The following is a 15,268-nucleotide window of genomic DNA, read 5'->3' as shown; positions in this document are numbered from 1 at the left end:
TTTTCTATTTTCTAAATTTTTTAGAATATTTTCAAAATATTCATCGACATTATCTAGTTCTTTTGTCACAGGGTGAAAAATCATCAAAGCAAAATCATCAAAATTATTTTTTATATTAAAGTATTGTTTTATATTGGCTTTAGTGAGTGGCTCAAAAGATATAAATTTATCTAAAGAAGGATTTCCTATTACAAAAATTCTTTTGGGATCTTCACCCATGCGAATTAATCTAGCCCTATGCTCTTCTATTGTTACAAAATGTACAGTGGCCAGCTTAGAGGCTGCATGACGAACAGGATTATCTATATAGCCATCTTTGACATGGTCTCCAGCAAATACATGTATAGTAGGAATTCCTAAATATCCTCCTATCATTGCATAGATCAAAGTGTCTTCTCTGTCTCCAGCAAATATAATTAGATTTGGATTAAATTTTGCAATCGTTTCTAAACTGTTTTGAAGTAGCAAACTAGCACTTTTCACTCTTGAAAGTGGAGTATCTGAACTTAATAGAGTTTCTATTTCCAGCAATATATTAAGCTCATCTTTCCTAATTTGCTCTACACTATAGCCGAAACTATGAGATAGATGGGCACCACTAACTATGATTCTAAAATCAATTTCTTCGTCATTATTAAGTAGCTTATATAAATTTGACATTAAGTCATAATCAGAGCGGATTGAACTAAAAGCTAATATTTTTTTCATCAGAATATATCCGACATAATTAAATCTTTTTTAAAATCAACACTATTTAAAGAATAATCAAATAACTTATATCCAAAAATATAATCAAACTCTTTATTCCCAATAGTCAAACCACTAGGCAACAATAAGTTATATCTCCCATTACGATCTAGTGTTGAAAAGTTTGTACCGCTAAAAACGATATCAACTTTATCATCAAATTTTTTTAATATGCTGCAATTATTTCTAAAATAGCTACAACCTGGCTTATTTAATCGCCAATGCAAATTATCCTCATCTTCAATGTCAAATGATATTAAGTTTGAGTGCTCTTTTGTTTTTATTTGTTGTAAATCATCATAAGATAAACTAGACACACACAAGCCATCATCAATTATCCATTCTAGCCTTTTTTTAAAGCCAGGAGCCGACTTTTTATTTGGAAAACCATATACAAATTTATAGCCTAGTTTGGTTGCTTTATCGTAAACATCATTTGCCTGTTCCACAAAAATGCCATATTTTCTATAGCTAGCATCAACCATTGTTGTCATAGAAAGAACCGCATCTATTTTTTTTTGATTATACGTAAATTTGATAGGTATCACAGCATAATGCCCAACAAGTTTACTATTGTCAAAATAAAGAGAAACTATTGGATTACCATTTGGATTATCCATATAAGCCCAATTCCAAAGATTTTCGTCTATCTCATGACCAAAAGAGTGTAAAAATAACTCTAAAATCTGTTCTTTATATTTCAATAATTCATTTTTATCATTAATAAGAATCTTACTAAATTCAACTGGGATATAAAGCTCTGCTTCCCCATCAATCGCAATCTTGCCATCAACTTTACAAATGGTCTCAAAAACAACTCTTCTTTTTTCTAAATCAATACTACTTACAGTAACTACGGCTTCAACTGTGTCATTTATATATATAGGTCTTTTAAAATTCAATGACTGTCTGGTATACACGCAACCCTCTCCTGGGATTTTGGTACCAAATAGTGCAGAGAAAAAAGAAGCGCTTATCATACCATGTGCTATTCTTTTTTTAAATCTAGATTTTTTTGCATAATCTTCGTCCATATGAACAGGATTCCTATCACCAGAAAGGCCTGCAAAAAATTTAACGTCTGCATCAGTTATAGTTTGTGCATAGGTAGCACTCATTCCGATTTTTATTTCTTCAATTGGTAATTTATTAAAACTCATATCAACTCATCTTGTTTATAGTCTTTTTGTGAAATTTGCCCGATTACCTCATCCCACCTCATAGGATTTATGCCGTCTCCTGGGCGTTTTACGCAGATATTTTGCTCGCTAAAAATTTCACCTTTTTTTATATCTCGTTTTGCCACGATCGACTTTCTAGCTATTTTGATATTTTCGCTCTCGCTTTTGCTAAAATGCTTTAGTCCGTCTCCAAGCGCTAGCTCGATATTTCTAATAGCCCTAACCATAGCCGTTAGCTCGTCTGGCTCAAGGCTAGCCTTGTGATCAGGTCCAGGAAGACTCTTATCAAGCGTAAAGTGCTTTTCTATGATCTTTGCGCCCATGGCAACCGCTGCGATATCAACCTCGATGCCAAGCGTATGATCACTATATCCGACCTCAAGCACAAAGGCATTTTTAAGAGTTATCATCGCCTTTAAATTTACATCCTCCATTGGTGTTGGATACTGCGTATTTGCATGAAGAAGGCTTATGTTTTCACGTTTCGTACCGCTTTTTACAAGCGCTTCTATCGCAGCCTCCACCTCGCCTAAATTTGCCATGCCAGTCGAGAGAATGATCTTTTTATTAAGCCCACCTATCTGCCTAAGATAAGGTAAATTTGTTATCTCGCCACTTGGGATCTTAAATGTGCTAAGCCCTAGCTCATTAAGAAGCTTTATGCTGTCACTATCAAAAGGAGTTGAGAGGAAAGTGATATCTTTTTGTTTGCAATAGGCTATGAGCTCTTTATGCGTGTTCTCATCTAGTTCAAGCTTTTTTATCATCTCAAACTGGCTTTCATTTTTATCGGTAGTTTCTTTTTGATAGCTAGCCTTTTGCGCGTTTTTTGAAACAAGATTTTGAGCCTTAAAGGTTTGAAATTTCACTGCATCAGCGCCAGCTTTGGCTGCCACGTCGATCAGTTTTTTAGCTAAATTTATATCGCCATTGTGATTAACCCCAGCCTCAGCTATGATAAAAACCCTATTTGACATCAAATTTCCTTTAAAATGCTAGTTTTACGCCTTTACAAAAGCGTTTTTCTCCAAGTTTCTCATCACGCTAGTTCCGCCACCTATGATAGAATTTTCGCCTATCACGATATACTCTTTGCTGATTGCATTGCTGCCAAAGAATGCCCCATCTTGCACAACAACGCCGCCATTTACCACACTTGCTGTTGAGATATGGCAATGATCGCCGATAGTTGCATCATGCTCCACAAGCGCCTTTGTATTTATGATGCAGTTTTTGCCGACACTTGCACCAGCGTTGATCAAGGCATGATGCATCACCACGCTTCCCTCAGCTACACATGCATGCTTTGAGATATACGCAAGTGGTGAGATGATGGTTGGAAGTATGAAACCTATTTCTTTTAGCAGTGCAAACAGTCTTTTTCTAGGCTCACTACTTTTTATCTGCCCAACCGTCACCACAGCATTTTTGCATGATTTAAAAACCTCAGCCAGATCATCATCGCTACCTATAATCTCATAGCCAAGCAACTTTTTACCAATATTTTCTGCTGTATCTATGATACCAATTATATTAAATTTAGCTTCGCTCTCGATGACATCTATCACACTTTTGCAGTGTCCGCCACCACCTACTAAAACTATATCTTGCACGGCTAAACTCTTGCGCTGCTTGGGATATTTACTACCCTATCACTTAGACATTTAGCATTTTTTAGCTCATCTCTTTGGCAGTCTTTAAACATATCAAGCTCATTCATAAGCTGCCAGATAGGGCGCGTAAAAACGCCATTTTCATTACTAAATTTCAAAAACTCATCTCGCTTTTCACGGCTTTCAAAAAGCACTGCATTTAGCCAAAAATTTGACCTAGCATCCGCTGGCTCATCTATAAATTTCACATCATCAAATTTAGAAAAATACTCTTTATAGATCATCGCAAGCTCGCGTTTGCTCTTTAAAAATAGCTCCAAATTTTCAAGCTGAGCCACAAGCAGAGCTGCATTTAAATTTGGCAAGCGGTAATTATAGCCGATCTCGCTGTGACGATACTCAAAAGGATGTGGCACCTTGGCCGTTGTGGTGATAAATTTAGCGTGCTTTGCTATCTCCTCGTCGTTTGTGATGATAGCTCCGCCACCTCCGCTTGTGACTATCTTATTGCCATTAAAGCTCATCGCTGCAAGCTTGCCAAAATTCCCTGTATGAGTGCCTTTATAGTAGCTACCAAGGCTCTCGGCGCAGTCTTCTACTAAAGCGATGTTCCAACGCTTGCAAATTTCAGCTATCTCATCTATCTTGCAAGGCAGTCCAAAAGTGTGCATAGGCACGCAGGCTCGCACTATCCTACCGCTAGTTTTATTTACACATTTTCCCTCTTTTGGCTCGCAGTTTTTCTCTAAAAATGCACTAAGTGACGCTGGCGACATGCCAAGTGTATCAAGATCAACATCCACAAAAACCGGCTTTGCAAAAAGGTAGCTAATGGCGTTACAAGTGGCTATAAAAGTAACTGGCTGGGTGATCACTTCGTCATTTTGCTCTACGCCAGCTAGTTTTAGGCAGATGTGAAGCGCAGAGGTGCCATTTGTCGTGGCAACTGCGAATTTAGCACCGACCATTTGAGCTAGCTTGCTCTCAAACTCATCGACAAATTTGCCGACACTTGAGACAAAGCTAGAGTCGATGCACTCAAGTAGATATTTTTTCTCATTGCCTATAAATTTAGGCTCGTGAAGCGGGACTTTGTCCTTGCCAAAAGTGCTTTTTATAAATTTCAAAACCTCGTCAAAATCACATTTTTTCATCGAGATATTTTCCTGTTTCTTTATGCATAAAATTTGGTATGAGCTCGAAAACTTCGCGCAAAACGTCCTCTTTGCTCCATGTCAAGCTTGATTTTAAATTTAAGATATTGTTTTTGAAAATTTCTAACTTTTTGCTGTCAAAATTTGCATCATTTTTAACTATGCCGATATTTTGAAGTCTTTGCATGTCAAGTCTCTCGCCATCAACGAAAAACTCCTCATAATCCTTCTCTCCAGTCGTGTCGCTAGGCGCAAAAAGACAAGGGTAAAAGCCATCTTTTGGAAGTACTTTGGCTAGCTTTCTAGCCTCCTCCTCATTTTCACACAAAAATGGCTCATAGCCTAAATTTGCTAAGTATCGCTTGGCTATCTCGCTAAATGTTATGAGGTCTAAATTTTCATCTAATTTTGGGAAAAATATATCTCTATTTTCGCCAAAAATGGTGCTTAAAAGGCAGAGCTCGCCGCTCTCTTTTGGTGTTAAAAAGTAGCGTCTGACGTCGTTTGGAGCGACTATGGGCTGAGCCTTTTCTATGCGTTTTTGAAAGCCAAAAAGAAGTGAGCCGTCACTAAATGCCACGTTTGCAAACCTGGCCATCGAGACGTCAATATTTAAAGAGTGCCTAAACGCAAACATCTCCATGATGCGCTTGCTAGCTCCCATTAAATTTACAGGGTTTGCGGCCTTGTCGGTGCTAACGCAGAAATATTTTTTTGACTTCATATCCGAAGCTTGAGCCAGCGTTTTATCGGTGTTAAAGATATTTGTTTCAAGCATTCTCATGAGTGTAAATGGGTCTTTTTCGCTTCTAACGTGCTTTAGCGCTGATAAATTTAAAACGTAGTCAAATCCACCACTTTGCGCTAAAAGTGCATCAAACTCAGCGCTTGCAACATCTATGGCAAAAGTTTTAAAGTCACCATTTATATATCCAAACTCACTTCTTATGTCACGCACTAGCTCAACAAGGTTGTTTTCAGAGATATCAACGACGTATAGTTTTTTGGGGTCTCTTATAAAGATCTCTTTTGTCACGGCAGAGCCTATAGATCCTGCCCCACCGATAACTAGAAAGCTTGAACTTGAAACTATCTCTTTTAGGTCTTTATCAAGTGCATTTATGTCATCTTCAAAGAGATTTTTCGTGCGTCCTATTAGGCTTAAGATATCCATTATTGCTTCACTATCAGAATGTCTTCTCTTGTATTATTAATAGGAAGACCACTAAGTTGCTCAAGTAAATAAGACTCACAACCCATAGAACGATACCTTTGAAGTATGGAAAAAACTACACTATCATCTATACAAAGTGGTTCTAGCTTATTCCAACAAACATTTGGAAAAGTTTTAGATAATGACCACTTCATATGAAAGTTGCGACCAGCCTCTGATGATAAAAAACGTTTCTTTTTGCTTATATTAGGAATATCACCAATCAATAGTCTCCCCCCCCCACTCTTTAAGAGCTCTACGCAAGTATCTAAAAATTTTAAATAGTTAGCATGATATACGACATGATGCAAAACAGAGTAAACAATAATATAGTCCACTTTTGAATATAAGCCTTCGTAATCGTAATCACATGGAAATTCATGAGTAATTTTAATAATAAATGGCTCATTTGGCAAATTATCCAACATCTCTTTTGAGTCAATTAAATATAAAGTAAAATTATTTTGTCTAGCATATTCTATAAGTGATTTTACAGGACCGGAGCAACCACACCCTATATCCATTATAATTTTAGTTTTTTCATTGTCTGGTTTAATGTTTAACTTTTTTAAAATATCTGGAAATATATTTTCTTCAGTTCCTTTTCTATATATATCAGGAAAGCCAACCTTTTCATTATCATTTAATGAATTGTCCAAAGCCATATTCTTAAAATCCTCAAAACTAAGCATTTTACATCCTATCTTTAGCTGTGATTCCCATTATATTAAATGCTGTTTTTATCGAGATAGCAACAACTGCAAAGACTTTTAGTAAGCTATCTTCGTTTTCGTTTCCAACCACACGGTTTTCGTTATAAAATTTATGAAAGCTAGCAGCCAGCGACTTTAGATAGTCTGGGATCTTTTGAAGTTGCCTTGAGATAAAAGCATCTTCTAAAATTTCTGGCAATATCAGCGCCTCAAAAAGTAAATTCTTAGCATTTTCATCTAGGCATTCAAAGTCAGCATTGATTACATCTTGAACATTTTTCCCAGCCTTTGCAAAAACTTGATTTATCCTAGCGTGAGCGTAGTTTATATAAAAGATAGGATTTGAGCTGTCCTCTTTTTTAAGCTCATCTACGTCAAATTCCAAACTACTCGTATTTGCCTTGCTTATAAAGATAAATCTAAGCGCCTCAGCACCGATCTCACTTACGATATCGCTCATCAGCACGGCATTACCAGCGCGCTTGCTCATCTTGTACGGCTTACCATCTTTTAGCAGACTAACCATCTGCATAAGTATTACTTCAAGCTTATTTTCATCGTATCCAAGGAAATTTATCGCAGCCTTTAGCCTTGCGATATATCCGTGGTGGTCAGCACCCCAAATGTTTATATAATGATCAAAATTTTTCTCAAATTTAGCGTTATGATAGATGATGTCGCCAGCTAGATATGTTGGTCTGCCGTCATTTCTAACCACAACCCTATCGTTATCATCACCAAGTGTGGTCGAAGCGATATAAGTAGCGCCCTCTTTTTCATACATTTGATTTGAACGTTTTAGCTTGTTTATAGTTGGCTCTAGGCCATCATAAAGAGCTTTCTCGCTAGCCCAGCTCTCTATAAATATCCCAACGTCCGCTAAATCTTTTTTGATAATCTCAAGCACGATATCCTTGCCAAACTCGGCAAGCTCGAGATTTCTACTCTCATCATAAAAAATTTCCTTGCCAAATTTCTCATTTGCAAGCCTAGCAATATCTAAAATATAATCTCCGCGGTAGTATTTCTCTGGATAGACGATGCTTTCATTAAAAAGCTGCTCTTTTGCCGCAAGCGATATCGAAGTACCAAGCAGATCTATTTGATTACCAGCATCGTTTATATAGTATTCTGTTGAGATAGCATAGCCAAGTCTTTTGCCAAGTCTTGCCAAAGTATCACCGTAAACTGCGCCTCTAACATGCCCGATGTGAAGCGGTCCAGTTGGATTTGCACTGATGTATTCTATTAAATAGCTATCTTTTTTCGCATCTTCTTTTGCAAAATTTTCGCTATCTAACAAAATTTGCTTTGAAATTTCATCTAAAAACTCGCTTTTTAGCTTGAAATTTAAGTAGCCATTTACCGCACTGGCTTCGACTATCTTGCTATCACTAAATTTATCAGCAAACTCGCTAGCTATCATGGCCGGCGACTTTCTTAGCTCCTTTGCAAGGCCAAAAAGTGGCGTTGCATAGTGGGCTAAATTTTTATCCTTTGGCTTTTCAAGCACAAATTCACGCTCTAAAACCTTTGAAATTTCAGCTTTTATTTTATTTTTCAACTCTAAAACCTATGCGTTTTTAGTTGTTTCTTCTATTTTTTGACTAGCAGCACTCTCTTCTTTATGTTCGACTTTCTCACTTTTTTCAGGTGTTGCATCTTCCATCTCAGCTTTAAAAGTCTTTATGCCTTTGCCTAGTCCTTTTGCAAGTTCTGGGATCTTCTTTGCTCCAAAAAGTAAAACAATAATCGCTAAAACAACTAGCCAGTGACCAATACTAAAAGAACCCATTTTTTCTCCTCAATAAATTTTTCAAAATGTTATCATAAATTCCTGAATTTCTAGCAATCTATCCACTCATCAATAACGCGCCTTAAGTCTATTTTCGTACTTTTTAGCCTCATCGCTCTAAGAATTGATTTTAGGCCTTTATAACTCTTTTCAATGTCATCATTTACCAAAAAATAATCATATTCTAAGATGTGCTCCATCTCACCAACTGCGTTCATTAGGCGATTTTCTATCGTCTCGTCGCTATCTGTTCCGCGGTTTTTCAAGCGCCTTTTGAGCTCTTTTTTATTCGCAGTTGTTATAAAGACTGAAGTGATGTAGCTTTTAAATTTTTCAAGTGCGATGTGAAAGCCTTGCACATCAATGTCAAATATAACTATCTTACCAGCCTCAAGCGCTGCCAAAACAGGCTTTAGGCTCGTTCCATAATAGTTTTTATGTACCTGCGCCCATTCTAAAAATTCGCCCTTTTCTATGCCGCTTTTAAACTCATCTTCTTTTATAAAATAGTAATCCACTCCATCGACTTCGCCTTCTCTTTTTGCCCTTGTCGTGCTTGAAATAGAAAAATAAAGATCCTTCTCTTCCTTTAAAAGACGGCCCAAAAGCGTACTTTTCCCACTTCCGCTAGGCCCAGAAACTACTAAAATTTGTCCTTGCAACTACTTTTCCTCGAAACTTATATTTATCTTTATGTTCATATCTTTTAGCACATCTCTTAGCGAGCTTTCATTTAACGACTCATGGACATGTTTTGTGATCTTTTTGGTTAGCTCTTCTTTATAGTCAGCATCGATTTTTGTTTCATCGCATGAGCTAGTTTGTGGTGCAATATTTAATCCAAATGCTGCTTGCATCGTATTTTCATCTATTTCTTCAATAGACGCTACATCAAAATTTGGGCTACCCAACGTCTCTTCTTTAAAATTTTCTTCCTCAAATACCTCATCTACCATGCCTAGATCTTCTTGAGCAAGGACTTCTTCAGAAATTTCTTCATAATCTTCTTTAGCTGGCTCTTTTTCAAGATCTATATCTTCGTCTAAAGAAATCTCCTCTGCTTCTTTAGTAGATTCTCTATCTATATCTTCCTCTAAATTTTGACTAGCTTCATCTATTAAATTTGCCTCGCTGCTTTCAGGCTCAAAATTTTCATCATTACCAAAATCAGTCTCTAGCTCATCAAAATTTTCACTAGCCTCACTAGCTTCTTCGTTTAGCTCTTTATCCAAAGACTCGATCTCGCTGAGCTCTTTTTTACTTTGGCTTATATCATCTACAAAGTCTTCATTAAGCTCGGTAGTTTCTAAATTTTGAGAATTTTGCTCGACCATTTTATCAAGCTCGTTTTTAGCCTCTTCATCCGCCAAGTCGCTCTCACCCATATCATCTATCTCATCTACAAGCGAACTAAGCTCATCAAAGTCATCGCTATGCTCTTCTTTTGTCATAGGTGGCTCATTATTTTGTTCTAAGGATTTGTCTATATCTTCTGAATCAGCCATATATTTGCTAGCTATGTCATTTATAATATCATCATCTATGAGTTCAGTGTCTGTTTCATCAAAACTGATATCTTTATCCTTTAAATCCTCGGCCTCTAGTTCACTTAGTTCCTCTTTTAAAAACTCGTCATCTAAAGCCTCGTTATCAAATTTATCTGCCTTATCATCTTCTTTTGCTAAATTTTCAAGACCCATATCAATTTCTGGAAGCTCAAAATTTTCTAAATCATCAAAGTTTTTATTACTTTCGTCAAAGTCATTAAAATTTGTAGGCTCATCTAGTCCAAGCTCAAGTTCTTTATCATTGTCAGTATCTTTGTTTTGTTCAAACAAACTAATAAATTCTGTTGGTAAAAAGGGCTTTTCAAGCATAACATCAGCAAAATCTGGCTTTTCACCGCCTCTAGGTGCTAGATACATTATCTTTTGATTTAAATTAACATCACTGCTATCCATATCACTATCGATGATAATATAATCAAATTGATCGCCAACACTATTAACATCGTCAAATTCGCTATATTCTATGCCTAGCTTATTTAAACTTAACGTTATAAGGCGAGAAACTGCGGGGTTTTTGTTTACAAGTGCAACTTTCATGATCCCTCCTTGAAGAGCTTGAGGCTGTATTCTATGATAAATTTCATTGCTATTTACTTAAAAAAATAGTGCTGGCATATCGTTTAAAATCTGTACCATCATATCAGTTATGATTTTTACAATACCGGCTAAAATAGCTATCAAAACCGAAAAGCCGATACTTACCTTAATAGGATAACCAACGACTAATAGGTTAAATTGTGGCATGGTTTTCATAAGCATGCCAAAAATAGCATCTGAAAGTATAGAAAGCGCGATAATAGGAAAAGCCAGAACAAATCCAAACATAAAAAGATTACCAAAGAGCTTTAGAGCATAGCTCATCACACCACTTCTTGGATAAAAATCTCCAAGCGGTATAGCAGAAAGTGAAGTGGAATAAAACTGTAATATTAAATGGTGCCCATCAAGCATCAAAAATGCAAGAAGAGCGATAAAATTTAGAATATTTGCGATCACTGGCGAATTTGTACCAGTTTGCGGATCAAGCACTGAAGCCATCGAAAAACCCATGATCATAGAGATCTGCTCGCCAGCCATTTGAAGTATGGCAAAAACGATATTTAGCAAAAGTCCAGCACAAAGTCCGAGCATGGCCTCACTTAAAATTTCCATGATCAAAAAATTTATAGCATGCTCATGGGTGTGTGAGAGCGGAAAAAGCACAATACAAAGAGCAAAAACTAGCAAAGTTTTTACGCTAAGCGGGATTTGATTGTGAGAAAAAAATGGAAAAAACACAATAAGCCCACTAAGGCGTGCAAAAAGAAGCATAAAGGTTATGACTTTATCCGCTCCGAAAAACTCGACTAGCTCCATTATTTTATATTAACGCCTCGTCCATCTCAGCTGGAATTTCAAGCCCCATGATCTTTAAAACACTAGGGGCGATATTGTTTAGACCGCCATTTTTTACTTTTTTTACGCCATCAGCCATCACAAAACAAAAGACATCATAAGTCGTGTGGTTTGTCAGTAGCTCACCGCTGCTATCGCGCATCTCTTCGCAGTTTCCGTGATCGCTCGTGATGATCATCGCGTAGTTTTTCTCTTTTGCTTTAGCGTAAATTTCTCCAAGAGCCGTATCTACTGCCTCTACTGCTTTTATAGCGGCCTCGTAATTTCCAGTGTGCCCTACCATATCGCCATTTGCGAAATTTACCACGATGAAGTCTTGCTCATCATCCATACCTTTTAGCACGGCTTTGCAAACCTCTGCTGCACTCATCTCTGGCCTTTCGTCATAGGTCTTTACCTTTGGACTAGGGATAAGTACTCTTGTTTCGTTGCTCGCTAGCTCTTCTATGCCGCCGTTAAAGAAAAATGTTACGTGGGCATATTTTTCAGTCTCAGCCGTGTGAAGCTGCCTTAGTCCAGCCGCTGCTATGACCTCGCTTAGAGTGTTTTTTATCTTTTCATTTTTAAAGAGCACTTCAAATTTAAAATTTACGTCGTATTCGGTCATGGTGATTAAATTTTTGATAGCAAAAGGTCGCTCAAACTCGCTAAATTTCTCTTCGCCAAGAGCCTCGCAAATTTCTCTTGCTCTATCATTTCTAAAATTTATAAAGATCACACCATCGTCTTCACTCATACCCTTAAAACCATTAAAGCTTGCTGGCTTTACAAACTCATCAGTCACGCCCTCATCGTAGCTTTTTTGCAGATACTCGCTTGGCGTAAGCTTGCTTAAATTTGCCCCATTTACTAGGCTATCATAGGCCTCTTTTACGCGCTCCCAGCGCTTGTCTCTATCCATCGCGTAAAATCTCCCACAAACGGTCGCTACTTTAAATTTAGCCTCCAAGCTTTTCATGAAATTTATACCGCTATTTGGGCTAACGTCGCGTCCGTCGGTGATAGCGTGAGCAAAAACTTCGCAGCCATTTTTACTAGCAAGCTCACACATACCATCAAAATGCTCTAAGTGAGAGTGCACGCCGCCGTCGCTATAAAGCCCTATAACGTGGATCTTTTTGCACTTTTTAAAAAGAGTTTTTAGCACTTCATTTTCTGCTATAGAGCCATCAGCGAAGCTGCGTGAAATTTTGACTAAATTTTGATACAAAACTCGCCCGCTTCCTATGCACATGTGCCCTACTTCGCTGTTTCCCATCTGCCCTTCAGGTAGTCCTACAGCGTTTCCAGAGGTTTTTATGAGCGAGTTTGGAATTTCTTTAAAAAATTTCTCGTAATTTGGCTTTTTAGCCGCCTCAAATGCGTTAAATTTACCGCTTTTATTAAATCCAATACCATCAGTTATTATTAAAATAGTTTTTTGACTCATTTTGAAAATTTATCCTTAATTTTAGATAATTTTTAAGGCCATTATACTAAAATTGCTTTTTTTAAAAATAAAGGCTCTCATGTTTTACTATATATATGAAATTTTAAATTTTAATATCTTTCAATACATCACCGTTCGTGCTGGTATCGCTTTTTTCATCGCTTTTGCACTCACAACTTATTTGATGCCCAAATTTATCGCTTGGGCAAAGGCAAAAAACGCCGCCCAGCCTATCTACGAGCTTGCCCCGCAAACTCACCAAAAAAAGGCCAAAACGCCGACCATGGGCGGACTTGTCTTTGTCTTTACAGCCGTACTTTCCACGATAATTTGCGCAAGGCTTGATAACGTATTTGTCTTAACATCGCTCTTTTGCCTAGTTTGCTTTACACTGCTTGGCTACAAGGACGATTACAGTAAAATTTTAGGAGCAAAAAACCACGCCGGCCTAAGCCCAAAAGCAAAGCTTTTTTTTCAGTTTTTAATAGCCTTTGTAATTTCTGTTTTTTTATATGCAAGTCACGAGCTTAGCACCGAGTTTTATCTACCTTTTTTTAAGCAACCTATTTTAGATTTAAAAATTTTTGCCATTTTCTTTTGGACACTAGTCATTGTCGCTGCTTCAAATTCAGTAAATTTAACAGACGGGCTTGACGGGCTAGCTACTGTGCCATCGATATTTTCACTTTTAACACTTGGCGTTTTTGCTTACATCTGCGGACACGCTGTCTTTAGCTCATATTTGCTCTTGCCAAAGATCATAGGCGTTGGCGAAAGCGTTGTTGTTTCTTCAGCTCTAATTGGCTCATTAATGGGCTTTTTATGGTTTAACTGCCATCCGGCCGAAGTCTTTATGGGTGATAGCGGTAGCTTAAGCGTTGGAGCATATATTGGTTTTATGGGTGTTGCGACAAAAAACGAAATTTTACTCATCATCATCGGTCTTATCTTTGTCGTTGAGACCCTAAGCGTCATCTTGCAAGTGGGAAGCTTTAAAATTTTCAAACGCAGGATTTTTCTCATGGCGCCTATACATCACCATTTTGAGATAAAAGGCTGGGCGGAAAATAAGATCATCGTGCGCTTTTGGATCATCGCACTTTTAGCGAACCTAATCGCACTAACTGCGCTAAAGATCAGATAAGGAAAGCCATGAAAAAATCACTATTTGGCTACGGTGGCACGATAAAGGCGATCGCTAAAAATTTCACAAAAGACGGTCTTTGGGATATCTATGATGATAAATTTAGTGAAATCTCAAAAGATGAGTTTGGCAACACCCTTTTGCCAGTTAGCGAATTTGATCCAGCAAAAAGCGGCCTAGAGATACCAAGCCCAGGTATCCCGCCTCATCACGAGCTTATTAAAAAAGCTAGAAATTTAGTTAGCGAGTATGACTATTTTTATGAAATTTATAAAGAAAATCTGCCATTTAATATCTGGATAAGCGGCACAAACGGCAAGACGACGACCACAAAAATGATGCAGCATTTGCTAGAGAGCAAAGGCTCAGTCATGGGTGGAAACGTTGGCATTGCACTGGCAAATTTAGACTCAAACGCTAAAATTTGGATACTTGAGACTAGCTCATTCACTCTTCACTACACAAATCACGCCACACCGGGCATCTACGTGCTTTTGCCGATCACTCCAGATCATCTAAGCTGGCATGGCGACATGAGCGAGTACGAAAAGGCTAAGCTAAAGCCGCTTGCTAGCATGAGCGAAAGTAGCGTGGCGATCGTGCCTGAAATTTACGCCAACACGCCAACAAGGGCAAAAGTGATCGTTTACAAAGACGAGAGTGATCTGGCTAAATTTTGTGGTGTAAGCATAGATGATATAAATTTTAAAACGCCATTTTTGCTTGATGCACTGCTTGCATTAGCGGTAGAGAAAATTTTATTTGACCGATGCGATGTCGCGCTTTTAAATACCTTTGTTATTGAAGCAAACAAGCTCGAAGAATTTAATGATAAAAATGGCAGAATCTGGGTCAATGACACAAAAGCGACTAACATAGACGCGAGCATACAGGCCGTAAAGCGCTACAAAGATCATTTCATACATCTAATACTTGGTGGCGATGATAAGGGTGTTGATATGACGCCACTTTTTGAAGACTTAAAGAGCTTAAGAGTAAAAATTTACGCCATTGGCTCAAATAGTGACAAACTCATGAAATTAGCGACTAAATTTGGCATACCGGCTTTAAAATGCGATTTTTTACAAAATGCTGTCAATGAGATAAATAAAGAGCTAAAGACCAGCGAGATAGCGCTTCTAAGCCCGGCAGCTGCGAGTCTTGATCAGTTTAGGAGTTATGCCGAGCGAGGTGATAAATTTAAAGAGTTTATAAAGGCACTTTAAAATTTACAAGCCATTTTAAGTAGTCTAACCAAAAACAAAAATATGCAAATTTATTTTTTTGACATAAATTTTTACTATAAAGTTTTATTG

15 protein-coding genes are annotated in these 15,268 nt (G+C 37.5%); 2 read left to right on the top strand and 13 right to left on the bottom strand.

From position 1 onward, the window contains the following. The 13 genes from F3H01_RS08675 to gpmI form a co-directional block, all read right to left on the bottom strand. On the bottom strand, nt 1-708 hold a 708-nt coding region (locus tag F3H01_RS08675; protein ID WP_223155401.1), incomplete at its 3' end, for a UDP-N-acetylglucosamine 2-epimerase. Continuing rightward, a complete protein-coding gene (locus tag F3H01_RS09260; RefSeq protein WP_188116369.1) occupies nt 708-1,907 on the bottom strand; it encodes a MaoC family dehydratase in 1,200 nt (399 codons plus the stop codon). The genes F3H01_RS08675 and F3H01_RS09260, both read right to left, overlap by 1 nt. After that, nucleotides 1,904-2,905 carry an N-acetylneuraminate synthase gene (neuB, locus tag F3H01_RS08665; RefSeq protein WP_149725507.1) on the bottom strand — a complete coding sequence of 334 codons (1,002 nt, stop codon included), beginning with the start codon at nt 2,903-2,905 and terminating at the stop codon, nt 1,904-1,906. Before neuB ends, F3H01_RS09260 begins: the two co-directional genes overlap by 4 nt. A gap of 24 nt (nt 2,906-2,929) precedes the next feature. Beyond that, nucleotides 2,930-3,541 carry a NeuD/PglB/VioB family sugar acetyltransferase gene (locus F3H01_RS08660; protein ID WP_149725506.1) on the bottom strand — a complete coding sequence of 204 codons (612 nt, stop codon included), beginning with the start codon at nt 3,539-3,541 and terminating at the stop codon, nt 2,930-2,932. Nucleotides 3,542-3,543: 2 nt separating this feature from the next. Beyond that, on the bottom strand, nt 3,544-4,695 hold the full coding sequence (locus F3H01_RS08655; protein WP_149725505.1) for a LegC family aminotransferase: 1,152 nt from the start codon (nt 4,693-4,695) through the stop codon (nt 3,544-3,546). Next, nucleotides 4,682-5,869, bottom strand: coding sequence for a UDP-N-acetylglucosamine 4,6-dehydratase (locus tag F3H01_RS08650; protein ID WP_316349598.1), 1,188 nt, complete (start codon nt 5,867-5,869; stop codon nt 4,682-4,684). The genes F3H01_RS08655 and F3H01_RS08650 overlap by 14 nt, the downstream gene beginning before the upstream one ends. Then, the gene (locus tag F3H01_RS08645) at nt 5,869-6,600 is read right to left on the bottom strand and encodes a class I SAM-dependent methyltransferase (protein WP_149725503.1); all 732 of its coding nucleotides are present in this window, start codon (nt 6,598-6,600) and stop codon (nt 5,869-5,871) included. Before F3H01_RS08645 ends, F3H01_RS08650 begins: the two co-directional genes overlap by 1 nt. A 1-nt stretch (nt 6,601) precedes the next feature. After that, complete coding sequence (gene argS / locus F3H01_RS08640) at nt 6,602-8,185, bottom strand: arginine--tRNA ligase (RefSeq protein ID WP_149725502.1); 1,584 nt, start codon at nt 8,183-8,185, stop codon at nt 6,602-6,604. A 9-nt stretch (nt 8,186-8,194) separates the two neighbouring features. Next, a complete protein-coding gene (gene tatA / locus F3H01_RS08635; protein WP_107691375.1) occupies nt 8,195-8,416 on the bottom strand; it encodes a twin-arginine translocase TatA/TatE family subunit in 222 nt (73 codons plus the stop codon). A gap of 50 nt (nt 8,417-8,466) precedes the next feature. Beyond that, the gene (gmk, locus tag F3H01_RS08630; protein ID WP_107785320.1) at nt 8,467-9,078 is read right to left on the bottom strand and encodes a guanylate kinase; all 612 of its coding nucleotides are present in this window, start codon (nt 9,076-9,078) and stop codon (nt 8,467-8,469) included. Further along, complete coding sequence (locus F3H01_RS08625; protein WP_149725501.1) at nt 9,079-10,521, bottom strand: coiled-coil domain-containing protein; 1,443 nt, start codon at nt 10,519-10,521, stop codon at nt 9,079-9,081. Nucleotides 10,522-10,578: 57 nt separating this feature from the next. Further along, nucleotides 10,579-11,340, bottom strand: coding sequence for a flagellar biosynthetic protein FliR (gene fliR / locus F3H01_RS08620; RefSeq protein WP_149725500.1), 762 nt, complete (start codon nt 11,338-11,340; stop codon nt 10,579-10,581). A 4-nt stretch (nt 11,341-11,344) separates the two neighbouring features. Continuing rightward, nucleotides 11,345-12,808 (bottom strand): 2,3-bisphosphoglycerate-independent phosphoglycerate mutase, encoded by a 1,464-nt coding sequence (gene gpmI / locus F3H01_RS08615; protein WP_149725499.1) that lies wholly within the window; start codon nt 12,806-12,808, stop codon nt 11,345-11,347. 79 nt (nt 12,809-12,887) lie between these two features. Here gpmI and mraY point away from each other — a divergent pair, with 79 nt between their 5' ends. Both mraY and murD read left to right on the top strand, forming a co-directional pair. Further along, nucleotides 12,888-13,952, top strand: a complete 1,065-nt coding sequence (mraY, locus tag F3H01_RS08610) for a phospho-N-acetylmuramoyl-pentapeptide-transferase (protein WP_149725498.1) — start codon at nt 12,888-12,890, stop codon at nt 13,950-13,952. A gap of 8 nt (nt 13,953-13,960) precedes the next feature. Further along, nucleotides 13,961-15,178, top strand: coding sequence for a UDP-N-acetylmuramoyl-L-alanine--D-glutamate ligase (gene murD / locus F3H01_RS08605; RefSeq protein ID WP_149725497.1), 1,218 nt, complete (start codon nt 13,961-13,963; stop codon nt 15,176-15,178). Nucleotides 15,179-15,268: the final 90 nt, after the last annotated feature.

The organism is Campylobacter concisus, from assembly GCF_902460875.1.
GTDB lineage: Bacteria > Campylobacterota > Campylobacteria > Campylobacterales > Campylobacteraceae > Campylobacter_A > Campylobacter_A concisus_AA.
The sequence above is the reverse complement of the archived record's forward strand: the minus strand, read 5'-3'. Positions and strand labels throughout refer to the sequence as shown.